Genomic DNA, 20,889 nt, shown 5'->3' on the forward strand with positions numbered 1-20,889 from the left:
TCAGGTTACAAATAGGTTAATAAAAAACTCAAATTGATCCCGCAAATATAATACGCTGCAAAACCCTTACAATAAACAGGTTTTTATTGAATCACATTTACGTTTTTCGACGACGATCAATTTATAGCAAAATTACCACTTTTCGACCATTTTGATCCGGGACAATTTAGCGCCTTTTGATGGGTTTTTCCAAGGATTAAACTTTGATTTAAATCAAAAACAACCATTGATGTTAACCATGTTTAATCATGGTGAGAATGGTAAAAACCATGTTAATGATATGTGCATGAAAGATGAGATTGGTTATCGAAGACGGGAAAAAATATAAACAGAAGTGATTTTAATTAACGCGAAAGAAAACAAGATTTCAACGGGGGACAAACAATAAAGCGTAGTCGGGCCAGGTTATTTTTCCATTGCATTTATGCAACCCTCCGAAATTACATTTAATTTACTTTTGACACCCCATAAGTTAACACCGCTGTGTGACTATTTAATGAAAAAAGGCCGCCTTCTCTGCAGCCTTTTTGTATCGCGGGTTCAGGCGAAAAGAATACTAAAGGTGCGCGACTGCCCCGGCCTGAATGCCCCGACAATACCCTTTTCTTCACACCGATCCATTATCCGTTCGTTCATGTCCGTTTCGCGCCACCGTTTCACCGTTGGATTCATGGATAACGTCGTGTCACATGCGCTGGACGCCGAAGGGTTGAACAGGCGGAGAATGAGCTCATCACGATCTTCAGCCTTTTTGAGCGCACTGAGCACGCATCCCGTTGGCGAAAGCGCTAACAGACTGTAACTTTCCGGTGTGATAAACGACGCGCGATTCAGTTTCATCGCATCCCAGGGAATTTTGTTATAGCACTGCACCGGCGTTAACCACGATTTAGCCTGCTGTGCGACGCCCGCGTTTTCTGGCGTACCACTAAAGCTGAAGAGGCTAAAGCGACAGGTTAACGGCCCGCGTACCTGAGAGTCAGGAACAGGCATTTTGATCCCAGAAGGTCTGCCTGGACGCAACAGCAAATCTTCTTTCCCGAGCAGCCCCACGCCGCGCAACAAGGTTAAGGCGAATGCTTTTTTGTCATCGCCCACCACTTCAAACTCGCGCAGTCCCTCGGTGAAGAGCGCCAGCCCGTTGCGCTTTTCCTGCAGGACGGCATAGTTGAGTAAATTCCAGACGGGAACCGGCGCTTCTTTCCAGCCCTCCTCACGCCAGGTCGCCATCGCTGCGTCCTGCACCGGCCGAATGAGCGAGCCAAACTGCGTATCCGCTAATACGTCCTCTGTCATAAACGGCGTTGGGATCAGTACGCGAACGCGGTGGTCGTTAGCCTGGTTATCCAGCCGCACGGCCACATCAATGCGCCTGCTGTTATGGCTAAGCGTGACGTCAAACTCCACGTTGAGTGAGCCGTTTCGCTGACGCGCCGCGCGTTCAGCCAGATTTGCCGGAACGGCGATCCGATGGCGGATAGCCGCCCTGCTCTGCCAGCCTTCGTGCGTGACCTCAACCTCATGCTCGCCCTGCGCTGACGTGAGCCTCCACTCTTCCCGGGAAGGCGAGTAGTCGTACTCATCGCCATCGTCCGAACTCTCTTCGATTTCCAGTACGCGGTCATAAATAAGCCCGCTTTCTTTATCGCGCAGGCGCAGCGTGCCGTCGCCATTTAAATCAATCTGCCAGAAGGCATTTTCAAGTAAGGATTCGGCATTTTTCTCCGCCGGGAGCACCTTCCCGGCCACGTTCGGCTCGATATACAGCGTACGGTAGCCCATCGATGGCAGTATCTGGCTGAGCTGAATATCAAACTCCATAAACGGTTCGTAATTGCCGTAATGGACAATCTGCCGGTCAATAAGGCCAGGGTCGAGTTCGCGCGCGCTGCGAATGAAATAGGGGATCTCGTTGCCTTTTTCATCCCGCAGTCTGAACTGGCTGGCCCGCAGCCGAATCGTGGTGTTCATCACCTCTTCACGCGGCCAGGGCATCAGGTTGAACATCACCAGCTTATCGGCGTCGCTTTGCGGCATGTTGTCGACAATCTTGCGCATATAGAAACGCACCAGGTTGTCCGCCATGTCCTCAGCCAGCTCAAAGCGGGAGACAATCTCGCGGTGCACCTTATCGCTGCAGCAGCAGCCGATGCTGTCGTGAGCATGGTTTTTGAGGATCTCTTTCCACATCTTCTCCAGCAGGCCGTGGTGGTAGTCGAAGCCCAGCGTCCAGGCAAGCGCCGCCAGCGGCTCGAGGATATTGACAATTTTGTTCTCAATACGCGCGTGGGCGATTTTAATGTCCATGCGCGTGGAGCCGATGGTGCGGTGAACGCGCATGTATTTCCCGTCGATAAACTCTCCTTTCAGCGTCGCCAGTTCGTCGCGGTGCGCGTCGATACAATCAAACACCTCTTCAAACCGGCTCATCACGAACTGACGCTGGGGATAGATTTCACGAAGCTTACCCATCACCGCGAAAATATTCTGCTGCAGCGGCATCTGGTCGTGACCGTTGGGCAGTAAAATCTCTTTGGTAACGGAGGCGTTTTCCAGTACCTCGAAATAGCTGTCGAGCCGTTTTCTCAGCCCTGCTTCGTCCTCCGGTAAGTACTTACCAATCGCATAGCCCAGCGGCAGTACCTGCGCCGTCACTTCACTGCCGTCCTGGCTCTGCCAGAGAAACTCGGTTTTGTCGGTCCCGTGTCGTTCCGAGCAGCCGCGCCAGAACATCGTGCGGGTAATGCCAAATCCGTTATAGATATGCGGAAGCTGGCCGGACATACCAAACGAATCCGGCAGATAGCCGATCTTCATCGGCTCGCCGAACGCCATACAGTCGCGCATGCCGTACATAAGATTGCGGACAATCGACTCACCGCTGACAATCGTGGTATCGGTCTGGGTATACCAGGGGCCGATAATCAGCTTTCCGCGCGCCACAAGCGCTTTCACCCGAGAGCGGTTTTCAGGCACGACGGAAAAATAATCCTCCAGCACCGCCGTCTGTCCATCGAGGACATAATATTTATACTCGTCATCCTGCTCCAGACGGGTCAGGATCTCTTCCATATTATTGACCAGAAGAATACGCGACTCTTCGGTGGTGAAGTACCACTCACGGTCCCAGTGCATATGCGGCGTGATATGAACGCGAGATACAGCTTTCATCTTCGTTTCCTGTTTGTGCGTTGTTACGGTATGGCGTCTTCAGTGACGTAGCTGCCCTTTTTCACCGCCTGGCGTCGCCAGAGCAGCAGAATAAAGGTGGAGATTGCGGTACCCACCAGCGCCGCGCCAAACCAGCCCGCCGCCGCAACCACACCGCTCACCCCGGCATCGTGAAGTAAAAATAGAGAGAAAATACCGGCCCCCGGCGTGGACAACCCGATTCCCATCGCGCCGACAATCGCGCCTGTTACCATGGAGCCGAGCACAAATGAACCAATGACGCGAAGCGGATCTTCAATCGCCATCGGAATCGCCCCTTCGGTGATGCCCGCGAGTCCAAGCAGCCAGGTGGATTTACCGGTTTCAATTTCAAACGGTTTAAACAGTTTCGGTGCCAGCAACGTTGACGCCGTGACGGTGAAGGCCGACACCATTTTGACGGAGGCAAAGATGGCATAGGGACCGTATACCCCGTTAGCCATCGCGCCCAGACAGAACGCGTAAGAGGCTTTGTTGACCGGGCCACCCAAATCGAATGAGCACATAAACCCGAGGATCGCCCCCAGGAGCAGCGCATTCGCGCCGGACAAACCGTTAAGCCAGGCGGTGAGCGTAGTATTAAGCCAGGCCACCGGCTCACCGATCACAAACAGCATCAGGCTGCCCGCCCCCAGTACGCCAATAACCGGATAGAGATAAAAAGTTAAAAAACCGTTGAAGCGGCTACTCAGGCGAATGTGATTTTTCACCCAGCGCATCAGGTAACCCGCAATCAGCCCGCCGATGATAGCCCCCAGAAAACCGGAGCCGATCATATTGGCCGCAAGACCGGCAGCAAAGCCCGGCGTCAGCGCGGGTTTATCCGCCAGCGAGTAAGCGGTGTAGGCCGCCAGAACAGGGACCATCAAAATGCCGAGCATGCCGCCACCAAGCTTGCGGTACATCCACAGCCATGAGTTTTCCTGGTCGAATAGGTGCTGCAGGCCAAGGATTTGCGCCAGCAGTACCGATACGGCGAGTACCGTCCCGCCGGCGACGATCAGCGGCACCGCAAAGGAGATACCGCTAAGGAGCGCCTGCTTGAGCTCAGTTTTAACGCTCTTTTTTTCTGCCTGTCCGGGGTGCGCTTCAGACGAAGACGGTAATGCCAGCGCGCGCTCAATGAGCGCTTCAGCATGGCGCAGGGGTTCCGCGACGGGCACGGAAATAGCGGGGATCCCCTGAAAACGCTCGCTCTCTTTGATCGCCACTTCTGCGGCAAAGATACACGCTTTGGCCTCCTGCAACTGCTGCTCGGTGATGCGCCCCTCAATGCCATTCGCCCCCTGCTTTTCGACCACAACGTTGACGCCCAGCTTACGTCCCGCTTTTTCCAGGTACTCAGCTGCCATATAGGTATGGGCAATCCCGGCCGGACAGGCGGTGACGCAGATGACGGTTGGTGCATTCACCAATGTGGCAACCTCGTCTTCCTGCGAGCCACCGTTCAGAGCATCAAGCAGATCCTCCGCCGTCGCTGCAGCCATAACGCGTTCCCGGAGTGCATCATCTGCCAGGCGAGACGTCAGCGCCGTCAGTACCTGGATATGCGTGGATCCCGCTTCAGCAGGCGGGATGGCAAGCAGGACGATCAGCTCAACGTTTTCAGGGCCGTCCACCCCCTCCCACTCCAGCGGTTCGCTCAGCGTAGCAACCGCAAAAGCCGCTTCGTTCACCGCGCTCGATTTACCATGCGGAACAGCCAGCCCTTCCCCGAGTGCGGTCGGTCCTTGTGATTCACGACGGTAAACCTCCGCCAGAAACGCATCGCCATCGGTAATTTTGCCCAGCGCCACCAGTCGCATCGTAAGCTGGCGAATTGCCTCATCACGGCTGGCATAGTGCGCCTGCACGCAGACAGCGCTGGAGTGGGTCAGAGTCGTCAGGTTCATAAGATCCTCACACGTAACTTGTTATTGTCTGGCGGCAATTGTGGCAGGCAATGCAATACATTTATGTGATCACTTTCACTAACAGTGCAAATTTGTATTTAACTTGTATTATTTACAAATTTTACGCTGAAGGCATAATTCCGTGAAAAGGTATTAGAAAGGCAGATTCTATGGGTAACAAACCGATGTACCGGCAGATAGCCGATGCGCTTCGCGAGAAAATCAATGCGGGCGAGTTAAAACCTGGCGATGCGTTACCGACGGAATCCAGCCTTCAGGAGGCGTTCAACGTGAGCCGTGTAACGGTGAGGCAGGCGCTGAAGCTGCTGACGGAAGAGCAGATCGTCGAGAGTATTCAGGGCAGCGGCACCTACGTAAAAGAAGAGCGCGTTAACTACGACATTTACCAGCTCACCGGCTTTTACGAAAAGCTGGCGGACCGAAACGTCGACACGCACAGCGACGTCAGCGTCTTCGAAGTGGTGAAAGCCGATGAGAGACTCGCAGCAAGGCTGACGATCAACCCGGACGATAAAGTCTGGCACGTCAAACGCGTCCGCTTTATCAAACAAAAACCGGTGAATCTGGAAGAAACGTGGATGCCGCTGGCGATGTTCCCCGACCTCACCTGGGAAGTGATGGAGAATTCGAAATACCACTACGTTGAGCAGATCAAAAAGCTGGTTATCGATCGCAGCGAGCAGGAACTGGTGCCGATCATGCCGTCAGAAGAGGCGATTGCCGCGCTGTCGCTCGATCCAGCGAAACCGATCCTGGAAAAAGTCTCGCGCGGGTTTCTGAAGGACGGACGGGTATTTGAATACAGCCGCAACGTGTTCAATACCGACGATTACAAGTTCACGCTTGTTGCCAAACGCAGGCAATAAAAAAGGCCGCTTTACAGCGGCCAACCATGTCGAAACGGACATTTTTTTATTTCAACGCGCCCCATCCAGGGCGCAGAGAGGACTTACTTAATGATGGATTTCAGTGCTTCGCCGATATCCGCCAGGCTGCGAACGGTCTTCACGCCCGCGGCTTCCAACGCTGCGAATTTCTCATCAGCCGTACCTTTACCACCAGCGATGATCGCGCCTGCGTGACCCATACGCTTGCCTTTCGGCGCGGTCACACCCGCGATGTAACCCACAACCGGCTTGGTCACGTGCTCTTTGATGTACGCAGCCGCTTCTTCTTCTGCGCTACCGCCGATCTCACCGATCATCACGATCGCTTCGGTCTGTGGATCTTCCTGGAACAGCTTCAGGATGTCGATGAAGTTAGAACCCGGGATCGGGTCACCGCCGATGCCCACACAGGTGGACTGGCCGAAGCCGTAATCGGTAGTCTGCTTAACCGCTTCATAGGTCAGCGTACCGGAACGGGAAACGATGCCCACTTTGCCCGGCTTATGAATGTGACCCGGCATGATGCCGATTTTGCATTCGCCCGGGGTGATCACGCCTGGGCAGTTCGGTCCGATCATGCGCACGCCTGCTTCATCCAGCTTCACCTTCACGGTCAGCATATCCAGCGTCGGGATACCTTCGGTGATGGTGATGATCAGTTTGATGCCTGCGTCGATCGCTTCCAGAATGGAGTCTTTGCAGAACGGCGCTGGAACGTAGATCACGGTCGCGGTTGCGCCCGTCGCTTCTACCGCTTCACGCACGGTGTTGAACACCGGCAGGCCCAGGTGCGTGGTGCCGCCTTTGCCTGGCGTTACGCCGCCAACCATCTGCGTACCGTAGGCAATCGCCTGTTCGGAGTGGAATGTCCCCTGGCTACCGGTGAAGCCCTGGCAGATAACCTTGGTATCTTTATTAATTAAAACTGACATTATTTCCCCTCCACTGCGGCAACAACCTGCTGAGCTGCATCCGTCAGACTTTTCGCTGCAATAATATTCAGGCCGCTGTCAGCCAGTTTTTTCGCGCCGAGTTCAGCGTTGTTACCTTCCAGACGCACAACAACCGGTACGTTAACACCCACTTCTTCTACCGCACCGATGATGCCGTCGGCAATCAGGTCGCAACGCACGATGCCGCCGAAGATGTTAACCAGAACCGCCTTCACGTTATCGTCAGAGAGGATGATTTTGAACGCTTCGGTTACGCGCTCTTTGGTTGCGCCACCGCCTACGTCGAGGAAGTTTGCTGGCTCACCGCCGTGCAGCTTAACGATGTCCATGGTGCCCATTGCCAAGCCCGCACCGTTAACCATGCAGCCGATGTTGCCATCCAGCGCGACGTAGTTCAGCTCCCACTGAGCAGCCTGTGCTTCACGCGGATCTTCCTGAGACTGATCGCGCATTTCACGCAGATCGGACTGGCGGAACAGCGCGTTGCCGTCAGCGCCCAGCTTGCCGTCGAGGCAGATCAGGTCGCCCTGGGTGGTGATCACCAGCGGGTTGATCTCGATCAGCGCCAGATCGCGCTCCAGGAAGATGTTCGCCAGACCCATGAAGATCTTGGTGAACTGCTGAACCAGCTTGCCTTCCAGGCCCAGTTTGAACGCCAGCTCGCGACCCTGGTAAGGCATTGGGCCCGCCAGCGGATCGATAGCCACTTTGTGGATCAGGTGCGGGGTTTCTTCCGCCACTTTTTCGATTTCCACGCCGCCTTCGGTAGACGCCATGAACACTACGCGACGGGAGCTACGGTCAACAACCGCGCCCAGGTACAGCTCTTTCGCGATGTCGGTCGCGGCTTCAACCAGGATCTGGTTAACTGGCTGACCGTTTGCATCTGTCTGGTAGGTCACCAGACGTTTGCCGAGCCAATGTTCAGCAAACGCACGAATTTCTTCTTTGCTCTTAACAACCTTCACACCGCCCGCTTTACCACGGCCACCAGCGTGAACCTGACACTTAACTACCCACGGGCCGGCACCGATTTTAGATGCGGCTTCTTCTGCTTCACGCGGGGTAGTACAGGCATAACCCACCGGAGCCGGTAAGCCATACCGGGCAAACAGCTGTTTGGCCTGATATTCATGTAAGTTCATGTGTTCTATCCATCCTTCAGGGTAATCGTTATCTTCAAACCTGTAGACCGGCGCGGTGTGTGTGCCGGATGGCGCTACGCTTATCCGGCCTACAGGGCAGGTGACGCTAAAACGTTACTAGACGTCCAGCAGCAGACGCGTTGGATCTTCCAGCAGCTCTTTAATCGCTACCAGGAAGCCCACGGACTCGCGGCCGTCGATCAGGCGGTGGTCGTAAGAGAGCGCCAGGTACATCATCGGCAGGATCTCAACTTTACCGTCTACCGCCATAGGGCGATCTTTAATGGCATGCATACCCAGGATCGCGCTCTGCGGCGGGTTAATGATCGGGGTAGACATCAGCGAACCAAATACGCCGCCGTTGGTAATGGTGAAGTTACCGCCGGTCAGATCGTCTACGGTCAGCTTGCCGTCGCGGCCTTTCACAGCCAGCTCTTTGATGTTTTTCTCAATATCAGCCATGCCCAGGGTATCTACGTCACGCAGAACCGGGGTCACCAGGCCACGCGGGGTAGAAACCGCCATGCTGACGTCGAAGTAGTTGTGGTAAACCACGTCATCGCCGTCAATAGACGCGTTCACTTCCGGGTAGCGTTTCAGCGCTTCAACCACCGCCTTCACGTAGAAGGACATAAAGCCCAGACGGATACCGTGACGTTTTTCAAACGCATCGCCGTACTGCTTACGCAGGTCCATGATTGGCTTCATGTTCACTTCGTTGAAGGTGGTCAGCATCGCGGTGGAGTTTTTTGCTTCCAGCAGACGCTCGGCCACACGCTTACGCAGGCGAGTCATCGGCACGCGTTTTTCGCTGCGTGCGCCCAGAGCAGGCTGCGCTGCCGGTGCTGCCGCAGGGGCTTTGGCTTCTGCTTTCGCAGGCGCTTTCGCCAGGTGCTTTTCGATATCTTCGCGCGTCAGACGGCCACCCACACCGGTGCCTTTAATGGCTGCCGCGTCCAGGTTGTGCTCAGCCAGCAGACGACGGATCGCCGGGCTCAGTGCGTCGTTGGTTTGCTCTTCCAGAGACGCCTGCTGGCGCTGCGCTGGGGTAGAGGCTTTCTCATCAGACTTGGCGCTGGACTCTTTGCCCGCGCTGTTGCCTTCACGCAGGCGACCCAGGATCTGACGAGAGGTGACGGTGGTACCTTCATCTTCCAGCACCGCGTCCAGAACGCCATCCGCCGAAGCCGGTACTTCCAGTACCACTTTGTCAGTTTCGATTTCTACCAGCACTTCATCGCGCTTAACGGCATCGCCCGGTTTTTTGTGCCAGGTGGCGACGGTCGCATCTGCTACGGATTCAGGCAGGTCGGGAACAAGAATATCTACGCTACTCATTATGTATCCTTTAATTAATCGACGTTCAGCGCGTCATTGACCAGATCTTGTTGCTGCTTCTGGTGAACGGACATATACCCTACCGCCGGAGAGGCGGAGGCCGGGCGACCTGCATAACGCAGAGCAGACCCAAATGGAATCACTTCACGGAAATGATGCTGGCTGCAGTACCATGCGCCCTGGTTAAGCGGCTCTTCCTGGCACCAGACAAAATCATGTACGTGAGCGTACTGTTTCAGCACGTCCTGCATCGCCTGATGCGGGAACGGATAAAGCTGTTCGATACGCACGATGGCGACATCTTTCTGATCGTTCTTGCGGCGCTGTTCCAGCAGGTCGTAATAAACCTTACCAGAACACATCACGACACGCTTAACGCCCTTCGGATCCAGTTCGTCAATCTCGCCGATGGCTGGCAGGAAGGTGCCGTTGGCCAGTTCATCCAGGCTTGAAACAGCCAGCGGATGACGCAGCAGCGATTTTGGTGACATCACCACCAGCGGACGGCGCATACCGCGCAGCGCCTGACGACGCAGCATGTGGTACACCTGAGCCGGGGTAGACGGCACGCAAACCTGCATGTTCTGCTCGGCGCAGAGCTGCAGATAACGTTCCAGACGCGCGGAAGAGTGCTCCGGACCCTGTCCTTCATAACCGTGCGGCAGCAGCATCACCAGACCACACATGCGGCCCCACTTCTGCTCGCCGGAGGAGATGAACTGGTCGATAACCACCTGCGCACCGTTGGCGAAGTCACCGAACTGCGCTTCCCAGATGGTCAGGGTGCGAGGTTCTGCGGTGGCGTAGCCGTATTCGAAGGCCAGTACCGCTTCTTCAGACAGCACGGAGTCCCAGACCTTGAACTGGCCCTGACCGTTGTGCACGTGCTGCAGCGGGGTGTAAGTTGAACCGTTGGACTGGTTGTGAACCACCGCGTGACGGTGGAAGAAGGTACCACGGCCCGCATCTTCACCGGACAGACGAACAGGAATACCTTCGTCAACCAGGGTCGCATAGGCCAGGGTTTCTGCACCGCCCCAGTCGAACAGCTTCTCGCCTGCCGCCATGGCCTGACGGTCGCCGTAGATTTTCGCTACGCGAGACTGCATTTCGATAGCGTCCGGTACGGTGCTGATGCGTTTAGCCAGCTCCTGCAGGCGCTTCATCTCAACCTTGTTCGGGTAGCTCTCATCCCACTCGTGGTTGAGGTACGGCGACCAGGTAAAGGAGTGCATGTTCATTGGGCGCAGCTCTTTCACTACGCATTCACCCGCATCCAGCGCGTCGCGGTAAAGATTGACCAGCTCGGTCGCATCTTCCAGCGTCGCCACTTTGTCCGCTTCCAGCTTGTCAGCATAGATTTTGCGCGGGGTCGGGTGTTTTTTGATTTTCTGATACATCAACGGCTGGGTTGCACTTGGCTCATCAGCTTCGTTGTGGCCGTGACGGCGGTAGCAGAACAGGTCGATCAGCACGTCGCGTTTAAAGGTGTTACGGAAGTCGAGCGCCAGACGGGTGACGAAAGCGACCGCTTCCGGGTCATCCGCATTCACGTGGAAGATTGGCGCCTGCACCATCTTACCGATGTCGGTGCAGTATGGGGTAGAACGCGCGTCCAGCGGGTTAGAGGTGGTGAAGCCCACCTGGTTGTTGATCACGATGCGAACGGTACCGCCCACTTCGTAACCACGCGCTTTCGACATGTTCAGGGTTTCCTGAACCACGCCCTGACCGGTAATCGCCGCATCACCGTGAATGGTGATTGGCAGAACTTTGTTGCTGCTCGGTTCGTCCAGACGATCCAGACGCGCACGCACAGAACCGATAACCACCGGGCTAACGATTTCAAGGTGCGACGGGTTAAACGCCAGCGCCAGGTGAACCAGACCGCCTTCGGTTTCGATATCAGACGAGAAGCCCATGTGGTACTTCACGTCGCCGGTGCCGAGGTGTTCTTTGTGTTTGCCCGCGAACTCGTCGAACAGGTCCTGCGGCTTTTTACCCAGCACGTTGACCAGCACGTTCAGACGACCGCGGTGCGCCATGCCCAGTACCACTTCACGGGTACCGCTGTTGCCCGCGTGGCGAATCAGCTCTTTCAGCATTGGCACTAACGCGTCACCACCTTCCAGCGAGAAGCGTTTTGCACCCGGGAATTTCGCGCCCAGATAGCGCTCAAGGCCTTCTGCTGCAGTCAGTTCGCTGAGGAAACGTTTTTTCTCGTCAGCGGAGAATGTCGCGTGGCCCGCCACGGATTCGATACGCTGCTGGATCCAGCGTTTCTCTTCGGTAGAGGTGATGTGCATGTATTCCGCGCCGATGGAGCCGCAGTAGGTTTGCTTGAGCGCGTTAATCAGTTCGCCCAGCTTCATCGTGTCTTTGCCGATGGCAAAGGAACCTACGTTAAAGCTTTCCTGGAAATCGGCCTCGGTCAGATCGTGATACGCCGGATCGAGATCGGCCACACGTTCCTGCTGCCACAGTCCCAGCGGATCGAGATTCGCATGCTGGTGACCGCGGAAGCGATAAGCGTTGATGAGCTGCAGGACTTTAACCTGCTTCGCATTGGTGTCAGGGTCGGAAATCGCAGAAGAGTAACGTGAGGCATCCTTCGCCAGACGGCGGAAATAATCACGTGTTTTGGAGTGGAATTGATCCGGTTTGACTCCCGTGCCAGGCAACTCCTGGAACATGGAACGCCAGTTTGCGTCCACTGAGTCAGGATCGGTTAAGAAGTCTTCATAGAGCTGTTCAATCCAGCTCTGGTTCGCACCAGAAAGGAAAGAAGAGTCCAGCCAGGCTTTCATTGCGCCGTTCTGCATCGTGATCCCTTAAGCATTTTTATGCTTACTTTCGCCGTAGAAACTACCACGCACACCACGTGTACGTGCCGGGGTTCACCTGCGAGCTCTTTTCATTTGGCCCGCGAAGGAACCTTTAGAAACTGTCTAGACTTCAGGGCAGTTTTTAAAGGTTTCTGCAATTTGCCCGGTGGCGCTACGCTTACCGGGCCTACTGTTACGTAGGCCGGATAAGCGCAGCGCCATCCGGCGTTTTTACTTACGCACTGCGCTGCAGCAGCATCGACTTAATATGGCCGATGGCACGCGTCGGGTTTAGCCCCTTAGGACACACACTGACGCAGTTCATGATGCTATGGCAGCGGAATACGCTGAAAGCGTCACTCAGTCCTTCCAGACGGTTATCGGTTTCGGTGTCGCGGCTATCGATCAGGAAGCGATAGGCAGCCAGCAGACCGGCCGGGCCGATAAACTTGTCCGGGTTCCACCAGAACGACGGGCAGGACGTAGAACAACATGCGCAGAGAATACACTCGTACAGCCCATCGAGTTTTTCACGCTGCTCAGGAGACTGTAAATGCTCGCGAGCCGGTGGATTTTGCCCATTATTCAATAAGTAAGGCTTAATCTTCTCATATTGTGCATAGAATTGCCCCATGTCTACCACCAAATCACGCACGACCGGCAGACCTGGCAGAGGACGGATAACAATTTTCTGACCAGGACGCTGCAACGCTGAAATTGGCGTGATGCAGGCCAGACCATTTTTGCCGTTCATGTTCACACCGTCAGAGCCACAGACCCCTTCACGGCAGGAGCGGCGGAACGACAGCGTTGGATCTTTTTCTTTCAGCTGCATTAAGGCATCCAGCAGCATCATGTCGCGACCTTCTTCCGCTTCCAGGGTGTAATCCTGCATACGCGGAGCGTCGTCTACATCCGGGTTATAACGATAAACTGAGAATTCGAGTTTCATTATCCTGTCTCCGCATTAGTAAGTACGAATCTTCGGCGGGAACGCCGGACGCAGTTTCGGTTCCATGTTGACGCTACGACGCGTCATGGATTCCGACTCTGGCAGATACAGGGAATGGCACAGCCAGTTTTCGTCATCACGATCCGGGAAGTCGAAGCGGCTATGCGCGCCACGGCTTTCGGTACGGAAGTTTGCCGACACCGCAGTGGCGTAAGCGGTTTCCATCAGGTTATCCAGCTCCAGGCACTCTACGCGCTGGGTGTTGAACTCGCTTGAGGTATCGTCCAGACGGGCATTTTTCAGACGCTCGCGGATCGCTTTCAGCTGTTCAAGGCCTTTGGCCATCGCGTCACCTTCGCGGAATACCGAGAAGTTATGCTGCATGCATTCCTGCAGCGCTTTACGGATTTCCACCGGATCTTCGCCGTTACGGTTACCGTTCCAGCGGTTGAGGCGCGCAAGAGAGGCATCAATTTCGTCATCGGTCGCATCGCGCAGTGCGCCCTGCTCGGCAATGGATTCCTGCAGATGCAGACCCACTGCACGACCAAACACCACCAGGTCCAGCAGGGAGTTGCCGCCCAGACGGTTTGCGCCGTGTACGGATACGCAGGCAATTTCGCCTACCGCGAACAGGCCCGGGATGACCACGTCTTCGCCCTGCTCGTTCACGGTTAGTGCCTGACCGGTCACTTTGGTCGGAATACCGCCCATCATGTAGTGGCAGGTCGGGATAACCGGAATCGGCTCTTTCACCGGGTCAACGTGTGCGAAGGTGCGGGACAGTTCCAGGATGCCCGGCAGACGGGACTCCAGCACCTCTTTACCCAGGTGGTCGAGTTTCAGCTTCGCGTGTGGACCCCATGGGCCGTCACAGCCGCGGCCTTCACGGATTTCGATCATGATGGAACGCGCCACCACGTCACGACCCGCCAGGTCTTTCGCATTCGGGGCATAACGCTCCATGAAGCGCTCGCCGTGCTTGTTCAACAGGTAACCGCCTTCACCACGGCAGCCTTCTGTTACCAGAACGCCTGCACCGGCGATACCGGTCGGGTGGAACTGCCACATTTCCATATCCTGCACCGGCACGCCCGCGCGGATAGCCATACCGACACCGTCACCGGTGTTGATGTGGGCGTTGGTGGTGGACTGATAAATACGGCCTGCGCCGCCGGTCGCCAGCACGGTAGCGCGGGCTTTGAAGTAAACCACTTCACCGGTTTCGATGCACAGCGCGGTACAACCGACGATTGCGCCATCGGCGTTTTTCACCAGATCCAGCGCATACCACTCGGAGAAAATTGTGGTGTGGTTTTTCAGGTTCTGCTGATACAGAGTGTGCAGCAGTGCGTGACCGGTACGGTCAGCCGCTGCCGCAGTACGTGCCGCCTGCTCGCCGCCGAAATCTTTCGACTGGCCGCCAAACGGACGTTGATAGATGGTGCCATTTTCCAGACGGGAGAACGGCAGACCCATGTGGTCCAGCTCCAGAATCGCTTCCGGGCCGGTTTTACACATATATTCGATGGCGTCCTGGTCACCGATGTAATCGGAACCTTTTACCGTGTCGTACATGTGCCATTCCCAGTTATCTTCATGGGTATTACCCAGCGCAACGGTGATACCGCCCTGAGCAGACACGGTGTGCGAACGGGTTGGGAACACTTTAGAGAGCAGCGCACAGGTTTGGCCGCTCTGGGAAATTTGCAGTGCAGCACGCATACCTGCGCCACCCGCACCAATCACTACAGCATCAAATTCTCTGACTGGCAGTTTCATTACACACCCCACACCACAACGAATCCATAAATAACGTAAACCACCAGGGCAACAACAATAACCAGCTGCAGAGGAAGGCGAATCGCCAGTGGTTTAACGTAATCGGTCAACACCTGCCACATGCCAATCCAGGCATGAATAAGGATGGAGAACAGCGCCAGCAGGGTGAACACTTTGGTGAAGGCAGATCCGAAGAACCCGCTCCAGATTTCCCACGTCAGCGTGCCGCTGGTCGCGAAGAAACCGATCATATAGATGATGTAAAGGGTGAGAACGATGGCGGTAGCACGGACCAGGATGAAGTCATGTACGCCGTTGCGTCCTAATGCGGAGGCGTTGCTTACCATACGAGAACTCCTGCGAGAAGTGAAAGCACGACAGTGATCACAAATGAAATGTTAGCGGAGCGTTTCCCGGCTTCGAATGTCTCTTCAAGGTAGCCAAAGTCCATCAGCATATGGCGAACACCCACCACAACGTGGTACGCCAGCGCGGTCAGAATGCCCCACATGATAAATTTCACGAAGAAGCTGTTCATAATGGCAGAGGCCTGGAGGAATCCTTCAGGAGATGAGAGGCTGGTTCCCAGTAACCACAGCAAAATACCCACCGCCACAAACGTAATCACACCGGAGACGCGGTGCAAAATGGACGCTATTGCTGTTACAGGGAATCGGATCGTTTTGAGATCCAGATTGACAGGTCTTTGTTTTTTCACATTTCTTATCATGAATAACGCCCACATGCTGTTCTTATTGTTTCCTTCCTCCGGACTGCGATGCGGGTCAAGCAGCGTTCCTTTTCTATAACTGCGCGTCATGCAAAACATTGCTTCCAAATGCTAAAACGACACGTTACAACGCTGGGTGGCTCGGGATTGCAGGGTGTTCCGGAGACCTGGCGGCAGTATAGGCCGTTCACAAAATCATTACAATTAACCTACATACAGTTTGTCGGGTTTTCTCTGGAACAGTGATCAGGGTCACGATAACAACATCTTTTTAATTTTTAATCATCTGATTTGACAAATGTTAAACAATATTGTTACAAACGTCATCAGAAAAGGCATATAATGCGCAAAAGTTATGAGGTCTCACTTTCACCTGACAAATAGTTATGTAACAGTGTGATGGTATTGACCGAAGTTATCAGGACAGTTATTAGTGGTATACAGGTTTGAATAATTCGGACTGCAAAAACGCTGATTTGCTGTTGTTTCACTGATATTTCATTCGTTTACCTGCAAGGCGCCATAGCTCTGTACCCTGGTTTGTCCTCGTGAGCTGAGCGGTAAGCCAAATAACAATCTGGTAACGGTGATTAACAGCTGAAAGCAAATCCGGTAAAGCGCAGTCTTAAGCATAAGGCGCTAAGGAGACCGTAAATGGCTGATACAAAGGCAAAGCTCACCCTGGGTGGTGACACTGCTATTGAACTGGATGTGCTAAAAGGCACGCTCGGTCAGGATGTTATTGATATCCGTACGCTGGGTTCCAAAGGAGTTTTCACCTTTGACCCTGGATTTACCTCTACCGCATCTTGCGAATCCAAAATCACCTACATTGACGGTGACGAAGGTATCCTGCTCCATCGCGGCTTCCCCATCGATCAGTTAGCCACCGAATCCAACTATCTGGAAGTGTGCTACATCCTGCTGAACGGCGAAAAACCGACGCAGGCCCAGTACGATGAATTCAAAACCACCGTGACCCGTCACACCATGATCCATGAGCAGATTACCCGTCTGTTCCATGCGTTCCGTCGTGACTCTCACCCGATGGCGGTGATGTGCGGGATTACCGGTGCGCTGGCGGCGTTCTACCACGACTCCCTTGACGTGAATAACCCGCGTCACCGCGATATCGCGGCGTTCCGCCTGCTGTCCAAAATGCCGACCATGGCGGCGATGTGCTACAAATACTCCATCGGCCAGCCGTTTGTGTATCCGCGCAACGACCTCTCCTACGCGGGTAACTTCCTGCGCATGATGTTCTCCACGCCGTGCGAAGAGTACGAAGTGAATCCGGTACTGGAACGCGCGATGGACCGTATTCTGATCCTGCACGCTGACCACGAACAAAACGCTTCGACCTCCACCGTCCGTACCGCAGGCTCTTCAGGCGCGAACCCGTTCGCCTGTATCGCTGCGGGCATCGCCTCCCTGTGGGGACCGGCGCACGGCGGCGCGAACGAAGCGGCGCTGAAGATGCTGGAAGAGATCAGCACCGTTGAGCACATTCCTGAGTTCGTGCGTCGTGCGAAAGACAAGAATGACTCCTTCCGCCTGATGGGCTTCGGTCACCGTGTTTACAAAAACTACGACCCGCGCGCGACCGTCATGCGTGAGACCTGCCATGAAGTGCTGAAAGAGCTGGGTACCAAAGATGACCTGCTGGAAGTGGCGATGGAGCTGGAACACATCGCGCTGAACGACCCGTACTTCATCGAGAAGAAACTCTACCCGAACGTCGATTTCTACTCTGGCATTATTCTGAAAGCGATGGGTATTCCGTCTTCCATGTTCACCGTAATCTTCGCCATGGCCCGTACCGTAGGCTGGATTGCGCACTGGAACGAAATGCACAGCGAAGGCATGAAAATCGCCCGTCCTCGTCAGCTGTATACCGGCTACGAGCAGCGTGATTTTAAGTCTGATATTAAGCGCTAAAAGACACGCCCGGCGGCGCTTCGCTTGCCGGGCCTACAAGTGCGAAATGTAGGCCGGGTAAGGCGTAGCCGCCACCCGGCTTTTTTATTTCTGGCAGTGCGGGCACCAGTAAAAAGGTCTCGAAGAGAGCATAATCCTGTCGATAATCCCGCCGCATCGCTCGCACTTTTTCCCCGCCCGATGAAACACCTTAAAGCGGAACAGCGCCCCGTGATGCGTGTTGTCATCCACCACGCCGCGCGTGTTGTACGACAGTCGCGGAATATCCAGCAGCGCGTGGGATAACGCCTCCAGCTGTTCATCATTCAGCTGAGACGCTTTATGCTGCGCCGCCAGCCCCACTTCCCACAGAATTTCCACCCGCAAATAGTTACCTAGCCCTGCCAGGAACGCCTGATCGAGCAATAACCCGGAAAATTGCCGGTTGCGGAATTTGGGGGATAACAAGCGGGTTTTAACATCGTTTGCCGTCAGGCGCATGTCCAGCACGTCCGGCCCGACCCGCTGTAAGAACGGGTGAGTGAGCAGTTGCTCCGGCGTTAACATTTCGATATCCGACGCGCTGTAAAGCAGGATTGCTTTATCCGCCGTTTGCAGCCTGACGCGCAGTACGCGGGTGGTTTGCGGCTGCTCGTCCGCCTCTACCACTCTCCAGACGCCGTACAGCTGGTTATGGCTATATAACGTCAGGTTATGGGAAAAGTGCGTAAGCAAGGCCTTGCCGCGCGTTTCAATATGGGTCACCGTCTGCCCCACCAGCTGTGATTCAAACGGTTTTAGCTGAGGAAAAGCAAACCACACATTCGTCAACGGTTTGCCCTTTATCGCCGCCTCCAGGCTATCCGCCGCGCGGCGGATCTCCGGACCTTCTGGCATGTTATTGTCCTTTCATGATTATTCTGCGCTGACCAGAATGCCCTCTTCAGAGAACGCCGCCCGTAAGCGGCGCGCGAACTGGAGCGCATGCTCGCCGTCGCCGTGTAAACACACCGTATCGGCCTGAACGTTTGCCGGTGTTCCGTCCACGGCGGTCACCCGCCCGGCGCACACCATCTCCAGCGTCTGCGCCAGCGCTTTACCTTCATCGGCTATCATCGCCCCGGCCTGCGTGCGCGGGACCAGACTGCCATCGGGCTGATAGCCGCGGTCGGCAAAGACTTCCTGACGCGTAGTCAGCCCCAGCCGCTTCCCGGCGCGAATCAGCTCGCTACCGGCCAAACCTACAAGGATAAGCTGCGGATTACTGTCCCGCACCGCGCGGGCAATCGCCTCCGCCAGCGCCGGATCTTTCGCCGCCTGATTGTAGAGCATGCCGTGCGGCTTCACGTGGCGCATCACACCGTTCTCCGCACGCACCATCGCCTCCAGCGCGCCGATCTGGTAGAGCACCTGAGCGTAGACCGTCTCCGGCGGGAGATCCATCGCCGTGCGGCCAAAGTTTTCCCGATCGGGGAAGCTGGGATGTGCGCCAATCGCCACGCCGTTTTTGATGGCATTACGCACGCTCTCCAGCATGGTTTGCGCATCGCCCGCGTGAAAGCCACAGGCGATGTTGACCGAGGTGACCAGCGTCATCAGCGCCGCATCGGCGCTGCCGCCCTCTCCCAGATCGGCGTTTAAATCAATCTTTACCATCAAGCCTCCACGCCAGCTGTTCGAGATAACGCTGCTGATCCTGCCGCGCCTTGAGCGCCTCCTCCAGCGAACACTGCACGAAGTGAATCGGCTGCCCGAGAGGAATTTGCGCCAGATGGTAGCGATCGGCTTCAATGATGCAGGCAATTCGCGGGTATCCGCCCGTGGTTTGCGCATCGTTCATTAACACGATGGGCTGACCGTTGCCCGGCACCTGAATGACCCCCGGCAATAACCCGTGGGAGAGCAGTTCCCGGTCCGTCGTGCGGGTCAGCGGCTGTCCCTGAAGTCGATAGCCCATGCGGTTACTCTGCGGGCTGAGCTTCCACGGCGAGCGCCAGAAGGACTCTTTGGAAGCCTCGTCAAACTCGTGATATTCCGGCCCCGGTAAGGCGCGGATCTGGTTTCCCCACAGCAACTGCTTTACGCCCTGCGTGGTCGAGAAATGGCGCGCGGAGGACTTGATTGCCAGCCGGTCGCCGTCGCGCAGCAGACGCCCTTCATGCCCGCCGATGCCCGCCTTCTGATCGGTACTGGATGAGCCCAGCACCTCCGGCACGTCAATGCCGCCAGCCACCGCGAGATAGCTCCGCACACCGTGTAGCGGTCGCTTGAGCGTCAGACGCTGTCCGGCTTTCGCCCGCAGCCGCCAGCCGGTCCACACCGCTTTACCATCCAGCGTGGCCTCACAGCCTGCGCCGGTTAAGGCAAACCAGGTCTCCTGACCAAACTCAATCACACACTGGCCGAGCGTAATTTCGAGCGCGGCCGTACTGCCGGGGTTGCCCACCAGCACGTTAGCAATCTCCAGTGCAGGCCTGTCCAGCGCACCACAATAGCTCACGCCGGACTGACGCAGGCCAAAACGGCCTGCATCCTGCACAGAAGTGTAAAGCCCTGCGCGAATAAGCGTTAACATACCCCCTCCTTTTGCGGGATAAAGCGAAGGGTATCGCCGGGACGCAGGAGTATTGGCGTCTCCCGTCCGGGTTCAAATAACGGCGTAGCCGTGTGCCCAATAAGCTGCCAGCCGCCGGGCGATGCCAGCGGATAAACGCCGGTTTGCTCGCCGCCGATAGCCACCGTCCCCGCCGGTACGCTCAGGCGCGGTTCGGCACGACGCGGCGTATGCAGCTGGGGAGACAATCCGCCCAGATAGGGGAAGCCGGGCTGAAATCCCAGGAACCAGACCACGTAGTTAACCGAACTGTGCAACTCAACCACCTGCTTTTCTGTTAATCCGCAGTGCGCTGCCACAACGCCAAGATCCGGCCCCCCTGTGCCGCCATAGACGACCGGGATCTCAATGGCACGCGATTCCGGCTCCAGCGCTTCGCTCTCTTCCCACCAGCGCTGCAGGCGTTCGATGGCATCCAGTGCTTTCGTGTGCGGGTTGCGCAGCACGACGGTGATATTGTTCATGCCCGGAATGGTTTCAACCACTTCAGGTATATCGGCCAGACGCTGCGTCAGCCGCCAGATACGCTTTTGCGTGGCAAGCGTGACCGGAGGTTCAAGCTCCAGTACGACGGCGGTTTCACCCAAAAGATAACAACGCGCTCTCTGCACTCGGGCACCTCT

The 20,889-nt window shown here is 55.8% G+C and carries 16 protein-coding genes and 1 pseudogene; 3 read left to right on the plus strand and 14 right to left on the minus strand.

All coding sequences use genetic code 11. The features are described from left to right. Positions 1-540: 540 nt before the first annotated feature. On the minus strand, positions 541-3,171 hold the full coding sequence (gene mngB, locus AC2T6E_RS06730; protein ID WP_486690994.1) for a mannosylglycerate hydrolase: 2,631 nt from the start codon (positions 3,169-3,171) through the stop codon (positions 541-543). A 23-nt stretch (positions 3,172-3,194) separates the two neighbouring features. Next, the gene (gene mngA, locus AC2T6E_RS06735; protein WP_486690996.1) at positions 3,195-5,102 is read right to left on the minus strand and encodes a PTS 2-O-a-mannosyl-D-glycerate transporter subunit IIABC; all 1,908 of its coding nucleotides are present in this window, start codon (positions 5,100-5,102) and stop codon (positions 3,195-3,197) included. Between the two features lie 170 nt (positions 5,103-5,272). Here mngA and AC2T6E_RS06740 point away from each other — a divergent pair, with 170 nt between their 5' ends. Further along, entirely contained in the window at positions 5,273-5,989 is a 717-nt protein-coding gene (locus AC2T6E_RS06740; protein ID WP_108415872.1) for a GntR family transcriptional regulator, read from the plus strand. An 83-nt stretch (positions 5,990-6,072) separates the two neighbouring features. Here the strand turns inward: AC2T6E_RS06740 and sucD are convergent, their stop codons facing one another. From sucD to sdhC, 8 genes are all read right to left on the minus strand, one after another. Further along, positions 6,073-6,942, minus strand: a complete 870-nt coding sequence (gene sucD / locus AC2T6E_RS06745) for a succinate--CoA ligase subunit alpha (protein ID WP_008501094.1) — start codon at positions 6,940-6,942, stop codon at positions 6,073-6,075. Further along, on the minus strand, positions 6,942-8,108 hold the full coding sequence (sucC, locus tag AC2T6E_RS06750; RefSeq protein ID WP_047347067.1) for an ADP-forming succinate--CoA ligase subunit beta: 1,167 nt from the start codon (positions 8,106-8,108) through the stop codon (positions 6,942-6,944). Before sucC ends, sucD begins: the two co-directional genes overlap by 1 nt. A gap of 117 nt (positions 8,109-8,225) precedes the next feature. After that, positions 8,226-9,446 carry a 2-oxoglutarate dehydrogenase complex dihydrolipoyllysine-residue succinyltransferase gene (gene odhB / locus AC2T6E_RS06755; RefSeq protein WP_089598913.1) on the minus strand — a complete coding sequence of 407 codons (1,221 nt, stop codon included), beginning with the start codon at positions 9,444-9,446 and terminating at the stop codon, positions 8,226-8,228. A 14-nt stretch (positions 9,447-9,460) separates the two neighbouring features. Beyond that, positions 9,461-12,268 (minus strand): 2-oxoglutarate dehydrogenase E1 component, encoded by a 2,808-nt coding sequence (sucA, locus tag AC2T6E_RS06760; RefSeq protein ID WP_089598912.1) that lies wholly within the window; start codon positions 12,266-12,268, stop codon positions 9,461-9,463. Between the two features lie 238 nt (positions 12,269-12,506). Continuing rightward, positions 12,507-13,223 carry a succinate dehydrogenase iron-sulfur subunit SdhB gene (sdhB, locus tag AC2T6E_RS06765; RefSeq protein WP_010428707.1) on the minus strand — a complete coding sequence of 239 codons (717 nt, stop codon included), beginning with the start codon at positions 13,221-13,223 and terminating at the stop codon, positions 12,507-12,509. 15 nt (positions 13,224-13,238) lie between these two features. Further along, positions 13,239-15,005 (minus strand): succinate dehydrogenase flavoprotein subunit, encoded by a 1,767-nt coding sequence (gene sdhA, locus AC2T6E_RS06770; protein WP_089598911.1) that lies wholly within the window; start codon positions 15,003-15,005, stop codon positions 13,239-13,241. Next, positions 15,005-15,352, minus strand: coding sequence for a succinate dehydrogenase membrane anchor subunit (sdhD, locus tag AC2T6E_RS06775; RefSeq protein WP_010428702.1), 348 nt, complete (start codon positions 15,350-15,352; stop codon positions 15,005-15,007). Before sdhD ends, sdhA begins: the two co-directional genes overlap by 1 nt. Further along, on the minus strand, positions 15,346-15,750 hold the full coding sequence (sdhC, locus tag AC2T6E_RS06780; protein ID WP_020684965.1) for a succinate dehydrogenase cytochrome b556 subunit: 405 nt from the start codon (positions 15,748-15,750) through the stop codon (positions 15,346-15,348). The genes sdhD and sdhC overlap by 7 nt, the downstream gene beginning before the upstream one ends. 372 nt (positions 15,751-16,122) lie before the next feature. Here sdhC and AC2T6E_RS06785 point away from each other — a divergent pair. Then, positions 16,123-16,185, plus strand: a pseudogene (locus AC2T6E_RS06785) (hypothetical protein); the annotation flags it as partial. 204 nt (positions 16,186-16,389) lie between these two features. After that, positions 16,390-17,673 carry a citrate synthase gene (locus AC2T6E_RS06790; RefSeq protein WP_010428698.1) on the plus strand — a complete coding sequence of 428 codons (1,284 nt, stop codon included), beginning with the start codon at positions 16,390-16,392 and terminating at the stop codon, positions 17,671-17,673. 84 nt (positions 17,674-17,757) lie between these two features. Here the strand turns inward: AC2T6E_RS06790 and nei are convergent, their stop codons facing one another. From nei to pxpB, 4 genes are read right to left on the minus strand one after another with little or no spacing between them, the layout of a single operon-like run. Then, positions 17,758-18,549 carry an endonuclease VIII gene (gene nei / locus AC2T6E_RS06795; protein ID WP_108415870.1) on the minus strand — a complete coding sequence of 264 codons (792 nt, stop codon included), beginning with the start codon at positions 18,547-18,549 and terminating at the stop codon, positions 17,758-17,760. A gap of 18 nt (positions 18,550-18,567) precedes the next feature. Beyond that, positions 18,568-19,308, minus strand: a complete 741-nt coding sequence (gene pxpA / locus AC2T6E_RS06800) for a 5-oxoprolinase subunit PxpA (protein ID WP_320741747.1) — start codon at positions 19,306-19,308, stop codon at positions 18,568-18,570. Further along, on the minus strand, positions 19,295-20,227 hold the full coding sequence (gene pxpC / locus AC2T6E_RS06805; protein ID WP_214594364.1) for a 5-oxoprolinase subunit PxpC: 933 nt from the start codon (positions 20,225-20,227) through the stop codon (positions 19,295-19,297). The genes pxpA and pxpC overlap by 14 nt, the downstream gene beginning before the upstream one ends. Continuing rightward, positions 20,221-20,877: a 5-oxoprolinase subunit PxpB gene (gene pxpB, locus AC2T6E_RS06810; protein ID WP_100165275.1), complete on the minus strand. Its 657-nt coding sequence runs from the start codon at positions 20,875-20,877 to the stop codon at positions 20,221-20,223. Before pxpB ends, pxpC begins: the two co-directional genes overlap by 7 nt. Positions 20,878-20,889 lie beyond the last annotated feature (12 nt).

Source organism: Enterobacter sp. B79-1, assembly GCF_057444735.1.